The sequence below is a fragment of the Kitasatospora sp. NPDC096077 genome (assembly GCF_040303245.1).
Classification (GTDB): Bacteria; Actinomycetota; Actinomycetes; order Streptomycetales; family Streptomycetaceae; genus Kitasatospora.
Map to the genome: position 1 here is coordinate 121,803 of NZ_JBEOSV010000007.1, position 15,081 is coordinate 136,883.

General features: G+C 72.1%; 17 protein-coding genes and 3 pseudogenes. 7 read left to right on the forward strand and 13 right to left on the reverse strand.

Annotated elements, in window-relative coordinates; all coding sequences use genetic code 11:
* Nucleotides 1-221: 221 nt before the first annotated feature.
* Together ABTZ03_RS09810 and ABTZ03_RS09815 are read right to left on the reverse strand one after the other, a co-directional pair.
* Entirely contained in the window at nt 222-347 is a 126-nt protein-coding gene (locus ABTZ03_RS09810) for a hypothetical protein (protein ID WP_350512475.1), read from the reverse strand.
* 110 nt (nt 348-457) lie between these two features.
* Nucleotides 458-511: pseudogene (locus ABTZ03_RS09815) on the reverse strand (DUF4287 domain-containing protein); the annotation flags it as partial.
* 392 nt (nt 512-903) lie between these two features.
* Between ABTZ03_RS09815 and ABTZ03_RS09820 the strand changes: the two are divergent.
* Nucleotides 904-1,461: a DUF3291 domain-containing protein gene (locus tag ABTZ03_RS09820; protein WP_350512365.1), complete on the forward strand. Its 558-nt coding sequence runs from the start codon at nt 904-906 to the stop codon at nt 1,459-1,461.
* A gap of 30 nt (nt 1,462-1,491) precedes the next feature.
* Here ABTZ03_RS09820 and ABTZ03_RS09825 read toward each other — a convergent pair whose 3' ends face one another.
* Both ABTZ03_RS09825 and ABTZ03_RS09830 read right to left on the reverse strand, forming a co-directional pair.
* Nucleotides 1,492-2,727 (reverse strand): HEAT repeat domain-containing protein, encoded by a 1,236-nt coding sequence (locus tag ABTZ03_RS09825; protein ID WP_350512366.1) that lies wholly within the window; start codon nt 2,725-2,727, stop codon nt 1,492-1,494.
* Between the two features lie 95 nt (nt 2,728-2,822).
* A pseudogene (locus tag ABTZ03_RS09830) lies at nt 2,823-3,017 on the reverse strand (response regulator transcription factor); the annotation flags it as partial.
* Nucleotides 3,018-3,020: 3 nt separating this feature from the next.
* Between ABTZ03_RS09830 and ABTZ03_RS09835 the strand changes: the two are divergent.
* The gene (locus ABTZ03_RS09835; protein WP_350512476.1) at nt 3,021-3,395 is read left to right on the forward strand and encodes a hypothetical protein; all 375 of its coding nucleotides are present in this window, start codon (nt 3,021-3,023) and stop codon (nt 3,393-3,395) included.
* Between the two features lie 200 nt (nt 3,396-3,595).
* On the opposite strand, the pseudogene ABTZ03_RS09840 reads toward ABTZ03_RS09835, so the two are convergent.
* Nucleotides 3,596-3,856: pseudogene (locus ABTZ03_RS09840) on the reverse strand (ATP-binding cassette domain-containing protein); the annotation flags it as partial.
* A 138-nt stretch (nt 3,857-3,994) separates the two neighbouring features.
* Here ABTZ03_RS09840 and ABTZ03_RS09845 point away from each other — a divergent pair.
* The gene (locus ABTZ03_RS09845; RefSeq protein ID WP_350512367.1) at nt 3,995-5,194 is read left to right on the forward strand and encodes a sensor histidine kinase; all 1,200 of its coding nucleotides are present in this window, start codon (nt 3,995-3,997) and stop codon (nt 5,192-5,194) included.
* Nucleotides 5,191-5,892, forward strand: coding sequence for a response regulator (locus ABTZ03_RS09850; protein ID WP_350512368.1), 702 nt, complete (start codon nt 5,191-5,193; stop codon nt 5,890-5,892). Before ABTZ03_RS09845 ends, ABTZ03_RS09850 begins: the two co-directional genes overlap by 4 nt.
* Nucleotides 5,893-5,955: 63 nt before the next feature.
* Here ABTZ03_RS09850 and ABTZ03_RS09855 read toward each other — a convergent pair whose 3' ends face one another.
* Nucleotides 5,956-7,167, reverse strand: a complete 1,212-nt coding sequence (locus ABTZ03_RS09855) for an alpha/beta hydrolase family protein (protein WP_350512369.1) — start codon at nt 7,165-7,167, stop codon at nt 5,956-5,958.
* A 154-nt stretch (nt 7,168-7,321) separates the two neighbouring features.
* Between ABTZ03_RS09855 and ABTZ03_RS09860 the strand changes: the two genes are divergently transcribed.
* Nucleotides 7,322-7,828: an NUDIX hydrolase gene (locus tag ABTZ03_RS09860; protein ID WP_350512370.1), complete on the forward strand. Its 507-nt coding sequence runs from the start codon at nt 7,322-7,324 to the stop codon at nt 7,826-7,828.
* A gap of 12 nt (nt 7,829-7,840) precedes the next feature.
* Here ABTZ03_RS09860 and ABTZ03_RS09865 read toward each other — a convergent pair whose 3' ends face one another.
* From ABTZ03_RS09865 to ABTZ03_RS09875, 3 genes are all read right to left on the reverse strand, one after another.
* Nucleotides 7,841-7,966, reverse strand: a complete 126-nt coding sequence (locus ABTZ03_RS09865) for a hypothetical protein (protein WP_350512371.1) — start codon at nt 7,964-7,966, stop codon at nt 7,841-7,843.
* Nucleotides 7,967-8,028: 62 nt separating this feature from the next.
* Nucleotides 8,029-8,391, reverse strand: a complete 363-nt coding sequence (locus tag ABTZ03_RS09870; protein ID WP_350512372.1) for a DUF4232 domain-containing protein — start codon at nt 8,389-8,391, stop codon at nt 8,029-8,031.
* A 178-nt stretch (nt 8,392-8,569) separates the two neighbouring features.
* Nucleotides 8,570-8,815, reverse strand: coding sequence for a hypothetical protein (locus ABTZ03_RS09875; RefSeq protein WP_350512373.1), 246 nt, complete (start codon nt 8,813-8,815; stop codon nt 8,570-8,572).
* Nucleotides 8,816-9,133: 318 nt separating this feature from the next.
* On the opposite strand from ABTZ03_RS09875, the gene ABTZ03_RS09880 reads away from it, so the two are divergent.
* Nucleotides 9,134-9,724 carry a hypothetical protein gene (locus ABTZ03_RS09880; protein ID WP_350512374.1) on the forward strand — a complete coding sequence of 197 codons (591 nt, stop codon included), beginning with the start codon at nt 9,134-9,136 and terminating at the stop codon, nt 9,722-9,724.
* A 97-nt stretch (nt 9,725-9,821) separates the two neighbouring features.
* On the opposite strand, the gene ABTZ03_RS09885 is transcribed toward ABTZ03_RS09880, so the two are convergent.
* A complete protein-coding gene (locus tag ABTZ03_RS09885; protein WP_350512375.1) occupies nt 9,822-10,082 on the reverse strand; it encodes a hypothetical protein in 261 nt (86 codons plus the stop codon).
* A gap of 387 nt (nt 10,083-10,469) precedes the next feature.
* Here ABTZ03_RS09885 and ABTZ03_RS09890 point away from each other — a divergent pair, with 387 nt between their 5' ends.
* Nucleotides 10,470-11,087, forward strand: coding sequence for a hypothetical protein (locus tag ABTZ03_RS09890; protein ID WP_350512376.1), 618 nt, complete (start codon nt 10,470-10,472; stop codon nt 11,085-11,087).
* Between the two features lie 76 nt (nt 11,088-11,163).
* Here the strand turns inward: ABTZ03_RS09890 and ABTZ03_RS09895 are convergent, their stop codons facing one another.
* The 3 genes from ABTZ03_RS09895 to ABTZ03_RS09905 form a co-directional block, all read right to left on the reverse strand.
* Entirely contained in the window at nt 11,164-12,513 is a 1,350-nt protein-coding gene (locus ABTZ03_RS09895; RefSeq protein ID WP_350512377.1) for an LGFP repeat-containing protein, read from the reverse strand.
* Between the two features lie 339 nt (nt 12,514-12,852).
* Complete coding sequence (locus ABTZ03_RS09900) at nt 12,853-13,566, reverse strand: response regulator transcription factor (protein WP_350512378.1); 714 nt, start codon at nt 13,564-13,566, stop codon at nt 12,853-12,855.
* A complete protein-coding gene (locus ABTZ03_RS09905; protein WP_350512379.1) occupies nt 13,563-14,876 on the reverse strand; it encodes a sensor histidine kinase in 1,314 nt (437 codons plus the stop codon). The genes ABTZ03_RS09900 and ABTZ03_RS09905 overlap by 4 nt, the downstream gene beginning before the upstream one ends.
* Between the last annotated feature and the right edge of the window lie 205 nt (nt 14,877-15,081).

Genomic DNA, 15,081 nt, shown 5'->3' on the forward strand with positions numbered 1-15,081 from the left:
ACACAAACATAATCACAACACAAAAAACCAAATCTACCAAAAAACATACGCCAAACCCCCACCCGCCAAACCCCCTCTCGGTCTAGCCCCTCACCCCCCCCCCCCCCGACTAGTGGGAATGCTAGCGAGTGGAGTTCGCATACAGCACGCCGCCAAATGGGGGGATAAATCCGGGGCTCGGCGCTTATTCGCTGAACGGAATATCCGACAGAAACTCCGCGTCACGCGGGTCGGGTCGCCTTGCCGTCCAGCCAGAGCGTGTCGGACTCGTCGCGGTGCGAGCCCGTCGTGCCCACGTGCTTGGCGTCGATCTTCGCGCCGTGCTTGAAGACGTGGACGAGCGCCATGCCGTGCCCCCGGCCCAGGCCGTAGTCCTCCTTGAGCCAGGTGAGGATCGCTCCCGCCTTCGTGGCCGGGCGTCGAAGCCGCGCTGCTCGGCGAGGGCGATGAACTCGCGCGGCGTCAGGCCGGTCTTGGTCTCGATGGTGTCCAGGTACGCCTGAAAGGACATGTGCCGTCTCCTGCTCGTATCGGTGTTCCGTGTCGGTGTTCAGGGTGTGGACCTGCCCCGAGCCCGAAACTCATCGCTCGACGCCGAAAATTTTCAGGCGGGTCCGTGGATCGGGCCGACGACGCGGCACCCCACACCCGCGGCCCCGCCCCGACACCCCGCAAGATCCCTGCGCACGAAGCCATTTGAACGGGGAAAACGCAACTTCGACAAGGATCGGAGAACGGGCTACCTTCACCTGACCTTCGGTGGTCGCCCACGGTCGCACCGGGGTTCCTCCAGGCTGGGCCACCCTCAACAGGACGGTTCGGTCACGCCCCAGGAACCCCCGCCCCCGTACACGAGCCACCGGAGCGGGTCCACACCAGGCAGTCCTGACCAGGGAGAGACGCATGCCCCAGCTCGCTCTGTACACCTTCGGCGTCCTGAAGTCACCGCTCGCCGATCCCGCGCCCCTCACCCGCGAGTTCCACGACAGCGCCGAGCCCATCTACCGGACGCTCAGCGAACACCCCGGCTACCTCGGTCACGCCGAGGCGGCCGAGGGCAGCCGGGGCGCCCACTTCGACCTGGACTGGGGCCCCTGGGGCCGGTTCGTCGTACCGGCCTGGTACGACAAGGGGCGCACCACGGACACCATGGCCTTCGCCGCCTCCCTCTCCCTCTGGACCGACCTGGGCCTCGCCTTCGACGCCATCTACACCGGCCTGCACCGCGCGGCACTGAACCGGCGTCACGACTGGTTCGAGCGGAGCGGACACCCGGCCTACGTGCTCTGGTGGGTCTCCGACGGCACGGTACCCACCTGGCAGGACGGGGTCTCCCTGCTGGAGCACCTCCACGACCACGGCTCCGCGCCGCACGCCTTCGGCTTCCGCCACGCGTTCGGTCCGGACGGAACTCCGGCCACCGTCAAGGGCTTCGGGCCGAAAGCGGCCCGGCCGCACTGACCGGTCGGGAGTCAGGACGGCCGGCACGCGTCAACCGGCCTGGGCGCCCCCGATGTAGGCCCGCAGTTCGGCGTGCCCGGTCGGCACCTTCCACCGTCGCAGGGCATCCGTACCGCCGTACGGCCAGGAGAGGTCGCGGTGCTCGGCGAGGAACCGCACGACCCGCTGCTGCACGTCGCTCAACTCGCCGAAGGACTGCGGTGGTTCGAACGGTCCGACTCGTTCATCCGGAAAGGCCGTGGTGAACAGCCGGTGCGCGAGGTAGTACCTGTCGCCGGACCGCTCACGGTCGTCCACGCAGTCGGCCAGGCCGGCCAGCACGGCGTCGATCGCCCGGGGCGTCGCGGCCTCGGGCGTCCCGGCCAGGGCCATCACGGCGAGGGCGGCATAGGAGCCGCTCAGGAACGACATCGTCTCGGTCTTCTCCGGTGGCCGGGCGACGGTCTCGACCAGCACGTCGACGACGGCCGCCCCGGCGACGCCGAGCCGGGTCAGGGCGAAGGCGGCGGCCCAGCGCAACTCGACGACGGGGCTCCCCAGGTGGCCTTCGAGGAAGGGGACGACCGCCGGATCACCGAGCAGCCCGAGGGCGACCAGGCCCGTCGCCGCCGCGCCCGGCGAGGCTTCGGCTTCGGCTTCGGCTTCGCGGGCGACGAACTCCGTCAGCAGCGGGATCGACGTCGCCGCGGACTCGGGGAACCAGGCGAACAGGTTCGCCGTCCCGGCGCGCAGCTCGGGAACGTCCGAGGTCAGCAGGACGGCGAGCGCGGGCAGCGCCTCCCGGACGGCGTCGTAGCAGAGCACCACCGCCTCGGCGTCGATGAGCAGTTGCTCATCGACCTCCTCGCGCCATCGGCGCTGTTCGTCGTCCGCGGCCTCGGCGATCCACCGCGCCCGCTCGTCGGCCTCGCCCCGCATGGTCTCCAGGGCGTCGCGGTCCTCGCGCGGGTCGTAGCCGTCCGGCAGGTGGTTGTTGTCGAGGCCGATCGCGATGGCGACCAGCAGTCCGACGAACCGGTGCCGGTCGGCCAGCCGCGAATCGAGCGCCATCCGCACCAGGAACGGGACGGTGTACAGCGCGGCCTGCGAGCGGGTGCCCTGGTGCACGATGTGGTTCGCGAGCAGCACACTCGGCGGGTAGTGGCCCCCCGAGTCCCCCGCCCGCATCGCCCGTAGGTGTCCGGGGACGTCGTCGGCCTTGCCGTAGGAGTGCCGCAGCCGGGCCCAGGGCACGTCGTCCAGGCCGGCGAGGGGGTCGTTGATCACAGCAGCAGATCCTGGCACACCGGGGACGCTTCCTTCGAACTGGTGTCCGACCGTGCGCGGGTCGTGCGATGCTTCCTCCCGTGCCCGAGCAGCCCTCAGCCGGACGGCGGGACGATCTTCGCCTCATGCGCGGCGATGGCGAGCTGCACCCGGTCACGCGCGTCGAGCTCGGCGAGCAGCCGGGCCACATGGGTCTTGGTGGTGGCCAGGCTGATGTACAGCTCGGCGGAGATCTCGCTGTTGGACATGCCCCGCCCGATCAGGGTCAGGACCTCGCGTTCGCGTTCGGTGGCGTGATCGGCGCCCAGACCCTGCTCGGCGAGACGGCCGGCGGTCTGATCCGCACCACCTTCATGGCCGTACCGAACCGCAGCCGGGTCCTGCTCGCCAAGGCCGGCGTCCTGACCGCCGTCCTGACCGCCGTCGGCGCGCTCGTCGCCGTGCTGACCTGGTCCGTCACCCTGGCCTGCTACGCGGACCGGATCACCGCCTTCTCCTGGAGCACCCCCGGTCTCGGCCGGTGGACACTGGCCACCGTGGTCGCGTTCCCGGTGTCCGGCCTGATCGGCATGGCCGGCGCCGCACTCGTCCGCAACACCGCGGCCACCGTGTTCGCCCTCTTCGTCAACTTCGTGACCGTGGCCGTCTGGCTGGCCGCCGGACGCTGAACGCCGTTGTTGCGGCCACCGGGGACCGGCGGTCCTGCCCTGCCCTGCCCTGCCTTGCCCTGCCCTACTCGGTCCGAGGTCGTGAACCCGTTCCCGGGTGTCCTGCACGACCGTGCTCAGCACCCCGAGCGCGACGACCGCCATGATCATCAGCGTGAGCACGGCCACCAGGGCGCCCATGGTGATCCGAGCAGTTCGACGGCCCGGCGGTACTTCGCCGAACCGGCCTCACCGAGCTGGTCCACGCGGACGCCGTCGACGGTCACGGTGCCACTGGAGGGCTTGTCCAGACCGGCGATCAGATTCAGCAGCGTGGACTTCCCGCTGCCGGAGTGCCCGAGGATCGCCACGCACTCACCGGACGCCACGGACACGGTCACACCGGCCAGCGCCGACGGGCCGTCGTCGTACTTCTTCATCGCGTCCTGGAGAGCGATCATCGGTGCATTCGTCGTGGCCATGAACCTAGGAGCGGGCCGTCATCCGCCGCGTCGGCCGGCGGATGTCACCTCTCCCCCCGGGGCCATCGGCCCGGCGGTGTACCGGCGTACATCCCCGGGGCGACGCGCGGAGCCGACGCCGCTGAATACGATCTCCGCATGGAAGAGCTCCTCCGGCGTCTCTCGACATCGAAGCGCGTGACCCGACTGGCGCCACAGGCCGTGGTGCTGGCCACTGCCTGCCTCTACGCGGCGCTGATCCCGTTGACGATGGGGGTTCCTGAGAACGGCCTGTTCCGGTTCCCCGACCTCGAACCCGTCGAGATGCTGGGTCTGTACGTCGTGCTCGCCCTGCCGGTTCTGCTGGTGCGCCGTCTGCCGGGGACCGTCTTCGCGGTGGTCCTGGGCGAATCGGTCCTCGGCAACGTCTTCGGCGCGCGGCCCGACATCATGTTCGGCCTGCTCGTCGTCCTGGCCGGGTACCTCGCCGTCCGGCGGCCGAAGGCTGCCGCCGTCGGCTCGGTCGCGGGCGTCGCCGCCGCGTTCGTCAACGATCTCCACGCCCGCGCGCAGACCGTCAGCGACGCGGCCCAGTGGGCCGGGGGGCTCGCGTTGTGGTTCGCGGTCGCGTGGGTCTTCGGGGGTGTGTACCTCAAACGCCGTGAATACCTCGGCGCCCTGCGCGAGCAGAGGGAGGCCCGCGCCGTCGTCACCGAGCGGCTGCGGATCGCCCGCGAACTGCACGACAGCGTCGCACACAGCATCGGGATCATCACGGTGCTGGCGGGAGCGGCGGCGCGGGTCGTGGACACCAAGCCCGAGCAGACTCGGCAGGCGCTGGCCGGCATCGAGTCCACCAGCCGTCAGACGCTGCTCGAACTGCAGCGCATGCTCGGGGCGCTGCGCCGCGCCGAGCCCGACGACGCCATGCTGGGGGCCGCCCCGCTGGCGCCGGCCGGCAGCCTGGCCGACATCCCGCGGCTCGCCGAACGTACGGCCGACGCCGGGGTGCGGGTCGAGGTGGACTGGCGGGGCGAGCGGCGTCAACTGCCGCCGGAGATCGAGCTGTCGGCGTTCCGGATCGTCCAGGAGTCGGTGACGAACGTGGTGCGGCACTCCGGTGCGAGCACCTGCCGGGTCGCGGTGGGCTACGAGCCGGAAGGGGTGACGATCGAGGTGGTGGACGACGGGGACGACGGTCCCGGCGAGCCGGGCCGGCCGAGGGCCTCGGCGGCGCCCGCCGGGAGCGGCTTCGGCCTGCTCGGCATGCGCGAGCGGGTGTCGCTGCTGTCCGGCCAGTTCAGCGCCGGCCGGCGTCCGGAGGGCGGATTCCGAGTGACGGCTAGGCTCCCGGCATGAGCGTGCGCGTACTGCTGGTCGACGACCAGCCGCTGATGCTGGTCGGGCTCACGATCCTGATCGGCAGCACCGACGACCTGGAGGTGGTCGGCGAGGCCGGCGACGGCCGGGAGGCGGTGCGCCTGGTCCGTGAACTGCGGCCGGACGTCGTGGTGATGGACATCCGGATGCCGGGCATGGACGGGATCGAGGCGACCCGGCAGGCGACCGCCGAGCCGGACCCGCCCAAGGTGCTGGTGCTGACGACCTTCGACGACGACGAGTACGTCTACGGCGCACTGCGCGCCGGGGCCAGCGGATTCCTGCTCAAGAGCATGGCCCTGGACGCGATCCTGGACGCGATCCGCGTGGTGGCGGCCGGCGAGGCGTTGCTCGCGCCGAGCGTCACCCGACGGCTGATCGCCGACTTCGCCGGAACCTCCGCGACCCCCGTGGCCGCCGCACCCGCCACTCCCGTACCGGACATCGAGCCCGACGCGGACTTGAGCCTCATCGCGGAGATCACCGACCGGGAGCGCGAGGTGCTGGCACTGGTCGGACAGGGACTGTCGAACGGTGAGATCGCCGAGCGGCTGGTGATCAGCGCGGCGACGGCGAAGACCCATGTCGCGCGCCTGTTCGCCAAGTTGGAGGCCCGGGACCGCGTCCACCTGGCGATCATCGCCTTCGACACCGGGCTCGTGCCGCGCAAACGGTAGGGCGGGTGGAGAGGAACAGCCCGACCACGTCGGGCTGTTCCTCTCCACCCCGACCCGGCGTCACTAGGGCTGGAAGAGCACTTCCGGATTGTCCGGCGAGGGGCCGTCCAGCAGCGGACTGTCGATCCCCTTCAGCGACTTGTCGAAGAACGCCGTCACGTACTCGCGGGTGATCGCCACCCCGCGTTCCGGGGAGAGGGCCGGCGTCGGGAGCCCGGCCTCCTCGGCGAGCACCTCGTGGTCGGCGAAGCTGAAGTGGCCGGCGCCGGCGACCGTCAGCCACTTCTTGTAGCCACCGAGGGCGTCCCAGGCGTGCCCCCAGACGACGCCGTCGCCGCTGCCGGGCGTGTGGCCGTCGGCCCTGCCCAGCAGGAGGAACGGCCGGTTGATCTGGCCGGGCAGCGGGGTCGGGAAGAAGGTGCCGTCCATGTCCACTCCGGCCCGTACCCGCGGGTCGGCGATCATCGCGGCGGCCGCCGTCGCTCCGCCGAGGGAGTGTCCGGCCATGCCGATCTCGTGCCTGTCGATGAGGTGTGCCAGGCGCCACGCGCCGTTGCCGTGCGTCAACTGGTCGATCACGAAGGACACGTCCCGCGCGCGGCTGGCGACCTCGGCGGGGAGGTCGAGCTGTGCCGGGTCGTCGCAGATCGCGCACGGCGGCGTCCGGCCGTCCGCCAGCGTCTCGCCGCTGTCCTCGTAGGTGTGGCCGACGAGCGCGACGACGTAGCCGTGACTGGCCAGTTCGGTCGCGAGCGAGGTGAGCATCATGCGCGGGTTCTCGGCCGCGGCCGAGAGGACCACCAGCGGATGCTTGCCGTGCTGCGGCCGCGCGCCGTCGAAGGCGTGGGTGGTGACGCCGGAGAGGGTCTGCGGGGTGATGCCGGTGCTCGCCGGGAACTTCTGGCGCTGGATGATTCCGGCTGCCTCGCCGAGGGTCATGTAAAGGGCCGGGGTCCCGGTCCCGGGGACGGCCGGGTAGAGCATGGTGACGGTCAGTTGGCGGGGGCCGGAGGACGGCACCCACGGGTCGGGACGGCTCTCGTCGGTGAGGTGGATGATCTCCTCGCCGGCGGCGTAGCGGCCGGTCGGCGCGGGGAGCGTGCCTTGGAAGGACCGCGTGGGCGCGGTGGCCGCGGCCGGAGCGGCGCTGAACGCGTGGGTGGCCGACGGTGCGGCCGACGGCGTGGTCGTGGCGGCGAACCCGGGGCCGGTTCCGGTGACGAGGGCGGCGAGCGCCAGCGCCGCGACGGCGCTGATACGGCGGTTGCTTTTCATGGGGACGACGCTAGATTCCGCGGCTCCGTGTCGAATCGGCCCGCGGATGTAAACACTCCGACGGCGTCCGTAACCCCCGTGAGGTATCGGAGTACACCGCCGGGAGTATGCCGTGCGGCCCGGGGTTCCCTGGCGCCCTGACTACGCTGCGGGTATGTCCGAACAGGGAAGTTATCGCCGCGAGTCCGCCCGGGTGCTGTTGACCGACGAGCTGGACCGCCTGCTCCTGCTGAAGTTCCACATCGACCCGGACGCTCCCGGGAGCGGTCACGGCTGGTGCACGCCCGGCGGTGGAATCGAGGCCGGGGAGAGCCTGGCGGAGGCGGCGGCCCGCGAGCTTCGCGAGGAGACGGGCCTGTCCGTGGCGCCGGAGGCCCTGGGAGCGGCGGTCGCGGAGACCTCCGGTTATGCGGATGTCGGGTGGGCCGAAGGGGTCTTCCGGGACGTCTTCTTCCATTGTCGCGTAACCGGCCACCAGGTCGATGTGACGGGCCAGGAGGCGCATGAGCGCACGTACCACGCCGGGTACCGCTGGTGGCCCGTCGCCGAGCTGGCGGCCACCGATGAGACGGTCCATCCCTTCGGCCTGGCCGAGTTGACGGCCCGGCTGGTGGCCGGGCACGCCCCGGCCGAACCGGTCCGTCTGCCCTGGCACCACTGACGTCCGTCCGCGTCAGCGCCGGACGAGGCCGGCCCGGTGGGTGAGGTGTGGGTCGTCCGGGGTGCCGAGGACGAGGATCTGGAGGGCCGCGCCGGTGTAGACGGCCAGGAGGCGGACGATCCTGCGGGTCTTCTGCATGGTGGGGTCTCCGTTTCCGGGTTCGGCGGGTGGTGCGGTGGGTGCGGGGGTGGGTGTGGGGGTTACCAGGAGGTGGCGTCGTCCATGGACTGCTGCCAGTAGGTGACCTTGAGGGAGTCGTCGACGTAGACGCCCTTGGCGGGCAGGGCGGGGTGGGCTCCGGTGCCGACGCTCCCGCTCATGGCGGGGCCGGAGAAGTAGACGGTCAGCGAGGTGGCGGTGTAGCCGTGCTCGGCGTTGCCGCCGTCGGTGGAGGAGAGGTTGACGGAGGCGTAGCCGGACTCGCCGGGCTGGAGGGTGACGACGGCCTGGGGCTTGGAGTCGTCGATGACCGGGGGCACGGCCTGGGCCTCGCCGAAGCGCACCGCCGGGTAGCCGTACAGGAAGCACGCCCCCGCACCGGTGTTGGTGACGGTCAGCAGCATGTGGTTGACCGGACGGTTCAACGGGGCGGCCGTGGTCTTGGTGTTGGAGCCGGTGCAGGTGCCCGGCTTGGCGGGCTTGGCGGGCTTGGCGGGCTTGGATGGCGCCGGGATGCGGGTCGGGGCCTTCGGAGCGGCGGGGGCCTTGGGAGTGGCGGCGGTGCCGGTGCCGGTGCCGGAGTCAGCGGCAGCATGCGCGCCGGTACCCAGTGGTGGCAGCGGTGTCGGTGGCGGCGGTCGGGGCGGAGGCCGCAGTGGTGGCCTCCTGGGTAGGGCGGGCGGTGGCCGACGGGGTGGCAGCCGCCTTGCCGCCGCTGTTGTTACCGTTGCCGGCGCCGTGGTCGCTGCCGCAGGCGGTCAGCGAGAGGGTGGCGAGTGCGACGCCGGTGGCGGCGATGAGACGGATGCGGGAGGTGCGGACGGACATGTGGTCTGGCCCCTTTCGGCGTTCGGTCGAGCGGTTCGCCGGCTCGATGACCAGAGCTTGCGGGCCGAACCGTCCCGGCCGGAAGGTCCACCCGCAGAACCGGCACGGTGGAACGCCGATACCGGCTCTGACCAGCAGGGACGCCACGCACCTGGAACGCTGGAACGGGACACGGCGACCTCGGGACCAACCCGTCGGGACGGCCGGGGCGGGGCCGGCGGGGCGCGGAGTTGACGAGATCGTTCGTACTCGGGAGCATGTTCCGCCGCGCCTGTGCGCGCGTTCGCGGATGGATCGTTTTCCCGAGGTGTGGGGGTCATGACGTTGATGGTGTCCGAGCAGGGCAGGGGAAGGGCCGGCCTCGCCGTCGGCGCGGCGCTGGTGGTGGCGGCCTGTGCCGTCCTCGGGGGCGGCGTGGCGTCGGCTGCACCGGTCGCACCGAGCCCTCAGGTCGCGCAGGCCAAGGCCGCGACGGTCTCCCCGGACCGGGCCCCGGCCGCCGTCTCGATCACCGAGGGCGAGGTCGGCGAGGTACGCCCGCGCGGGACGATCACCTACCCGTCGGTGACCAGCTGCCTGGTCGTCACCGTCTACCTGCGCGACGGCGGCAAGGTCGGCGGGCACGCCAGCCTGTTCCAGGTCCCGGGGAAGTACACCTCCGACGAGATCCTCCCCGCCATCAGGCGTGCCGTCGGCCACCGGCCGGTGAAGGCCGTCGACGTCAGCGGGGCCGTCGGGGCCTGGAACCCCTCGTACTTCGACAAGGCCATCGAGCACTACACCGACGGCACGCCCCCCGAGCCGACCGGCGACGCGAAGGGCATCGGCGACACGGTGGCGAGGCTGCTGGGCCAGCCGCGCACGAAGGTCACCGTCCAGGACGTGCCGGACGGCGACATCACCCGCTGAACCCGCTGAACCGCTGAACCGCTGAACCGCAGGAAGTCGGACGGGCCGACTTCCGGTGCCCCGCCGGTACAGGGGAAACCGGCGGGGCCTGGTCGGACTACAGAACCTCCTCGCGGGGGTTGTCGAGCCAGCCCGCAGCGGTCACATGGGTGCCGGCCCCGGCACCGTTGACCCAGGTCCAAGCCGCAGTACCGGCCCGGCCGGTGTCGGACGTGGCCGGGTGCTCGACGACGGTGGCGGCCCGGACCGGGGCCGGCTGTGCGGTGCCGTCCGCTCCCGCGTGGGCGGCGAGCGCGATGCCGCCGCCGATCACGGCGAGGGCGGCCGCGGCCGCGCCGACCACGATGTGCTTGATCATGTCGGTCCTCCTGGGACTCGAAGAAGTGATGCCCGTAGTCGACCAGGCGCTCGCAGACGTTTGATCAACGCCGTTCCCGCAACCCGCAGCTGAGGGCAGCAAGGCCCTGTCTACCGGCCGCCGCGACGCCCTCCGGCCCCGCCGCCGAAGCGGGTTTGGCGGGGCACACCGCCGAACTCGGCCGCCCTGACCCTCGGCATCCGGGTCGCCCAGCAGCGCCAGTGCCGATCAGCCGTTCGATCCGTACCGGGTGAAGTGTCCTCGAAGAGGCCGCGAATCGGGGGCCGGTCGTGGATCCGACGGTGCGGGAGGACCCGTTCTGGGATCGTCGGTCCCGCGCCCGGGGCCGGGTGCTCCGGGCAGGCGCAGGAGTGGGGAGACGCCGTGGTGAAGCAGGAGACGTGGACGACGGACGAGTTCGGGCCCTCGCACACGGGATCCGTCGGCGTGCTCCTGCGCGACGGGACCGTCCCCGAACCCGCGTACCTGATGCTGACGGAGCACGGGGCCGGGCTGACCACCTCGCAGTGGACCGTGTACGACGGCCGCTCAGGTCTCGCCCCGCGGGCCCACGCCCTGCGCGCCGTGTGCTCCTGCGGATGGTCCGGCCGCGAGCACCGGCTCGACTGGGAGCGGATCGGTGAACGGCGGCTCGGGGAGGCCGCCATGGAGCCGGCGGACGCCTGCGAGCAGGAGTGGGACGAGCACACGGTCGAGGTGGAGAAGTCGGCCGTGGTCGTGCCCGAGGACGTCATGGAGCAGTTGCGGCGCCTGGGTGACGCCGTCGAGCGGCTGACGAAGGACTCCCCGCTGGCGGCCTTGCGGGCCGCCCGGCTGCTGGAGGTGACCGCGGAGCGGACCGCCTACTGGGCCGCTCGCGATGCCCGGTGCGAGGTGAGTCTGGCCGAGGCGGCCGCCGGGCTCGGGTTGAACGAGGACGGGGCCCGTCACCTGTTGGCCCGCTTCGGCCGCTGGAGCCCGTACAGCTGGCCCCTCGACTACTGAGCCGTGCCGGGGTCGCCCAGCTGGCGGCCACCCTAGGGGAGGGCCGGGGGGACCGGCCCTCCCCTCCCGGGGGTGGTCAGTTGCAGGTCATGGCGACGGGGGCGTGGTCCGGGTCGTTCCGGTGGCACAGGTGCTGCGGGGCCTTCAGGTCCGTGATGGAGCCCTGCCACACGGTGCCCTGCCAAAGGGCCTGCGGGGAACCGGAGTTCTCCAGCAGACGCGGGTAGCGCAGGACCTCCCAGGACGGGTACTTGTCCTTGTTGGTGTCGACGTCGAAGCCGGTGAAGTTCTTGTTCTTGTCGTCGTAGCCGTGCGGGTAGATGTGGAAGGTCGCGTTGATCCGGCCGAGGTCCGCGTACTGCGAGCCGGGGACGTCGACGAAGGAGTTGACCGCCGAGACGTCCACCCGGATGCCGCCGTCGCCGTAGGGCTCCACCCAGTACTCGTTCTGCGGGGTCCGGTCGTCCTGGACCACCTTGGCGTGCTCGGTGCGCACCAGGGGCTTGGCGTTGCGGCAGGTCAGATCGCCGACGCAGGACTGGTCGACGTAGATCCCGACCTGGCCGGTGGCGGTGTCCCAGGCGATCGCCACCTTGGAGCTGGCCTCGGGCTCGGTGCTCCACAGCCGGTGGTTGCCCAGGGCGTGGTTGACCGGGTTGCCGTCGTCGCCGATGTAGCCGCGCACCACGACGATGCCCCGGTCGGGGCCCTTGGGCAGCAGCGTGGCGCTCTCCTTCAGATCGCCCGGGGCCGGACTGCCCTGGAAGAACTGGGCGTTCGCGCGGGGGATCAGCGGGTTCGCGGTCTCGTTCGGCGACCACCGGACGGGGCCGTGCTCGAACATCTGGGTGACGCCCTCCTGCTGGAGTTCGTCGGTGACGGGGTAGCCGTACACCCCGCCCTCCCAGCCCGCCTGTCCCCAGCGCTGGCCGATGACGCCCCAGACGGGGTGGACGCCGTTGGATCGCGTGGGGTGCCAGTAGAGCGAGCCGCCCTGGAACACCTGGCGCTTTCCCGCGCCGTCGGGGAGGGAGAGTTCGTCGCTGGTGGGGTAGCCGAGGGAGCCCTTCTCCCAGCCCAGGGCGGCCCACTTGTCGCGGATGAGGCCCCAGATGGCGTGGGCGTCGGTGGCGGGGCTCCAGTAAATCGAGCCGCCGTCGAAGACGCTGAACCGGCCCACCCCGTCGGGTGCGGTCTGCTCGTCGGTCTGCGGGCAGCCGAGGGTGGTCCGGTACTCCCGGTACTTCTCCAGGATGCGGCCCTGGACCGTGTGGCCGCAGATCTGTTCCGGGTCCTGTCCGGCGGCGGAGGCCGTCGCCGGGACGAGGGCGGAGCCGGCGAGGAGGGCGGTGAGCAGGAGCGAGATCCCCGCTCCCCGTCGGCGGGCGCGTCCACGGGGCGTTGAGTGTTCTCCGTTGGTGTTCACCCGAATGATTATCGCGCGCATGCCAAGAGGAGGGCAGTGTGCGAAGCGTCAAGGAAATGGGCGGGTCCGCGGCAGAGGAACGGAGTGAACGCCGAGGGCGCCCCGGCGCCGGGGCGCCCCTGGGTCGTGCGGGGTCGTACGGGGTGGAGCCGGTCAGGGCTGCAGGCCGGCCCGCAGCACATGACGGACGCCCTGGACGCGGCCCTCTGCCGCTGACCCGCCCACGGACGGCTTCGACCCCACCGGGATCCCGTCCCGGTGGGGTCGACGGTCACGCTCGGCCCGGACTCGACTCGACTCCGCCCGGCCCCAGGCCACTTCAGCCTTCTTCAGCCCGCCTCAGCTCGCAGGGTTCGCGGACCGGGCCTCCACCAGGCCCGATTCGTACGCCGCGATCACCGCCTGGGCCCGGTCGCGGACGCTCAGCTTGGCGAAGATGCTGGTGATGTAGTTCTTGACCGTGGAGACGCTGATGCCCATCGCCGACGCGATCTCGGCGTTGTCGAGGCCGGTGGCCAGCAGGTGCCACACCTCGATCTCGCGGGGCGTGAGTTCACCCAGGTCGGACACCGGCACCGCGACCGACGACGGCGGCTGCGGCCGGCGGGGCGTGGTGACGTAGGTGGAGATCAGCCGGGTGAGCAGACGCGGCGCCACCGCCGCCTCCCCGGTGTGCACGGTGCGCACGGCCGCCGAGAGCTCCTCCGGGGAGACGTCCTTGGGCAGGAACCCGGAGGCGCCGGCCCGCAGGGCGGCCACCACGTACTCGTCCATGTCGAAGGTGCTCAGGGCCAGGACCCGGCATTCGGGCAGCTCCCGGGCGATCCGCTCGGTCGCCTGGACCCCGTCGAGCACCGGCATCCGGATGTCCATCACCACGACGTGCGGCCGGTGCAGGTGCGCGAGCTCGACCGCCCGCTGCCCGTCGTCCGCCTCGGCCACCACCTCGAACGCCGGGTCCGGTGCCAGGATCAGCGCCAGGCCCCGCCGCACCAGCGGCTGGTCGTCCGCGATCAGCACCCTGATCCGCTCCGGGGTTCCCGTTCCCGTCATCCGAGCCGTTCCTCTCCATCGGCCGGCGCCACCGGCAGGCTGGCCACCACCCGGAAGCCACCACCGTCGACGCCGCCGGCCACCATGCTGCCGCCGTGCAGCGCGACGCGTTCGCGCATGCCGATCAGACCGTACCCGGTGCGGCCCGCCCGCGGTCCGGCCGCACCGCCCGTCCCCGCCAGGGTGCCCACCAGGGCGTCGGCCGGCACGGCGGAACCGTTGTCGGACACCTCGACGGTGACCCGGTCCGGGTGGTAGGTCAGGTGGACCCGAGCCTGGGCCCGACCGCCGGCGTGCTTGCGGGTGTTGGTGAGGGACTCCTGGACGATCCGGAAGACCGCCAGGCTCGTGCTCGGCGACAGCGGACGTTCCTCCCCCAGGACGGCGAACTCCGTGGGCAGACCGGCCCGGCGGGACTCCTCGACGAGCCCTGCGAGGTCCCCGACACCGGGCTGCGGCGCGGACGGCGCCCCGGCCCCCGCTGCCTCCTCCTCCGGCACGTCGCCGGCCCGGAGCACGTCGAGCAGTTGGCGCATCTCGCGCAGCGCCATCCGCCCGGAGCCCTCCAGCGTGACCAGGGCGTCGCGCACCACCTCGGTGTCGCCCCCGAGGTTCGCCCTGGCACCGCCGGCCATCAGCTGCATGGTGGTGATGTGGTGGGCCACGATGTCGTGCAGCTCCCGTGCGATGCGGCGCCGTTCCTGCGCCACCGCGCGGTCGGCCAGCAGCCTGCGCCGCACCTCCACCTCCTGCTGCCAGCGCTTCAGCACCTCGGCCGCGACGATGACCAGCGCCGCGGCGAACACGTTGGCCGCCACCTCCCCCGCCCGAGGGGGCAGCGGATGCCCCCGGCCCAGCAGCGGCACGGCGGCCGCCGCCAGGCCGGCCGGCACCGCCACCGCGATGCCACGGGAGCGGGCCACGGCGAACAGCGCGACGCACAGCGTGCAGTTGAAGTGGTTCGGCACCGGCCCGCTCAGGTTCAGCGCCAGGCCGAGGAGCAGCACAGCGGCCAGTGACGTCAGCGGGTAGCGGCGCCTGGTGAGCAGCGGCATGGCAGCCAGGACGAGCAGGAGTACCGCGGTCACGGCGATCGGCTGGGTTCCGTCCGGACCGCCGACCGTGTAGCCGAGCAGGTCCAGGGCGGCCGCCCCGACCGCCAGCAGCGCGTCACTGGCCGTCCAGGGCAGGCCGTCCGCTCCCGGCGACGAGGGCGGGGGCGGGGACGGCGCCGGGGGCGGGGACGGCGCCGGGGGCGGGGGTTGCGTCGGCGTCGGCGTCGGCGGCAGTGGCCGGTGGGGCGTCGACATGCTGGTGCTGGTCCTATCTGTGTGCTGCGGGAAGGCGTCCACGGTCCATTCTCCCTGCGGCCCCCCGGCCGCGGGCCGGCACCCCGGACCGATCCCCGACCAGGCCCCTGGTCCTGGTCGGGGCCGCGGACCGGGCCCAGGTCCCGACAGCGTTCTCCTTCCCCGCTCGGACGAGAACGCCCAGGTCACCGTGATGGTCTGGAGA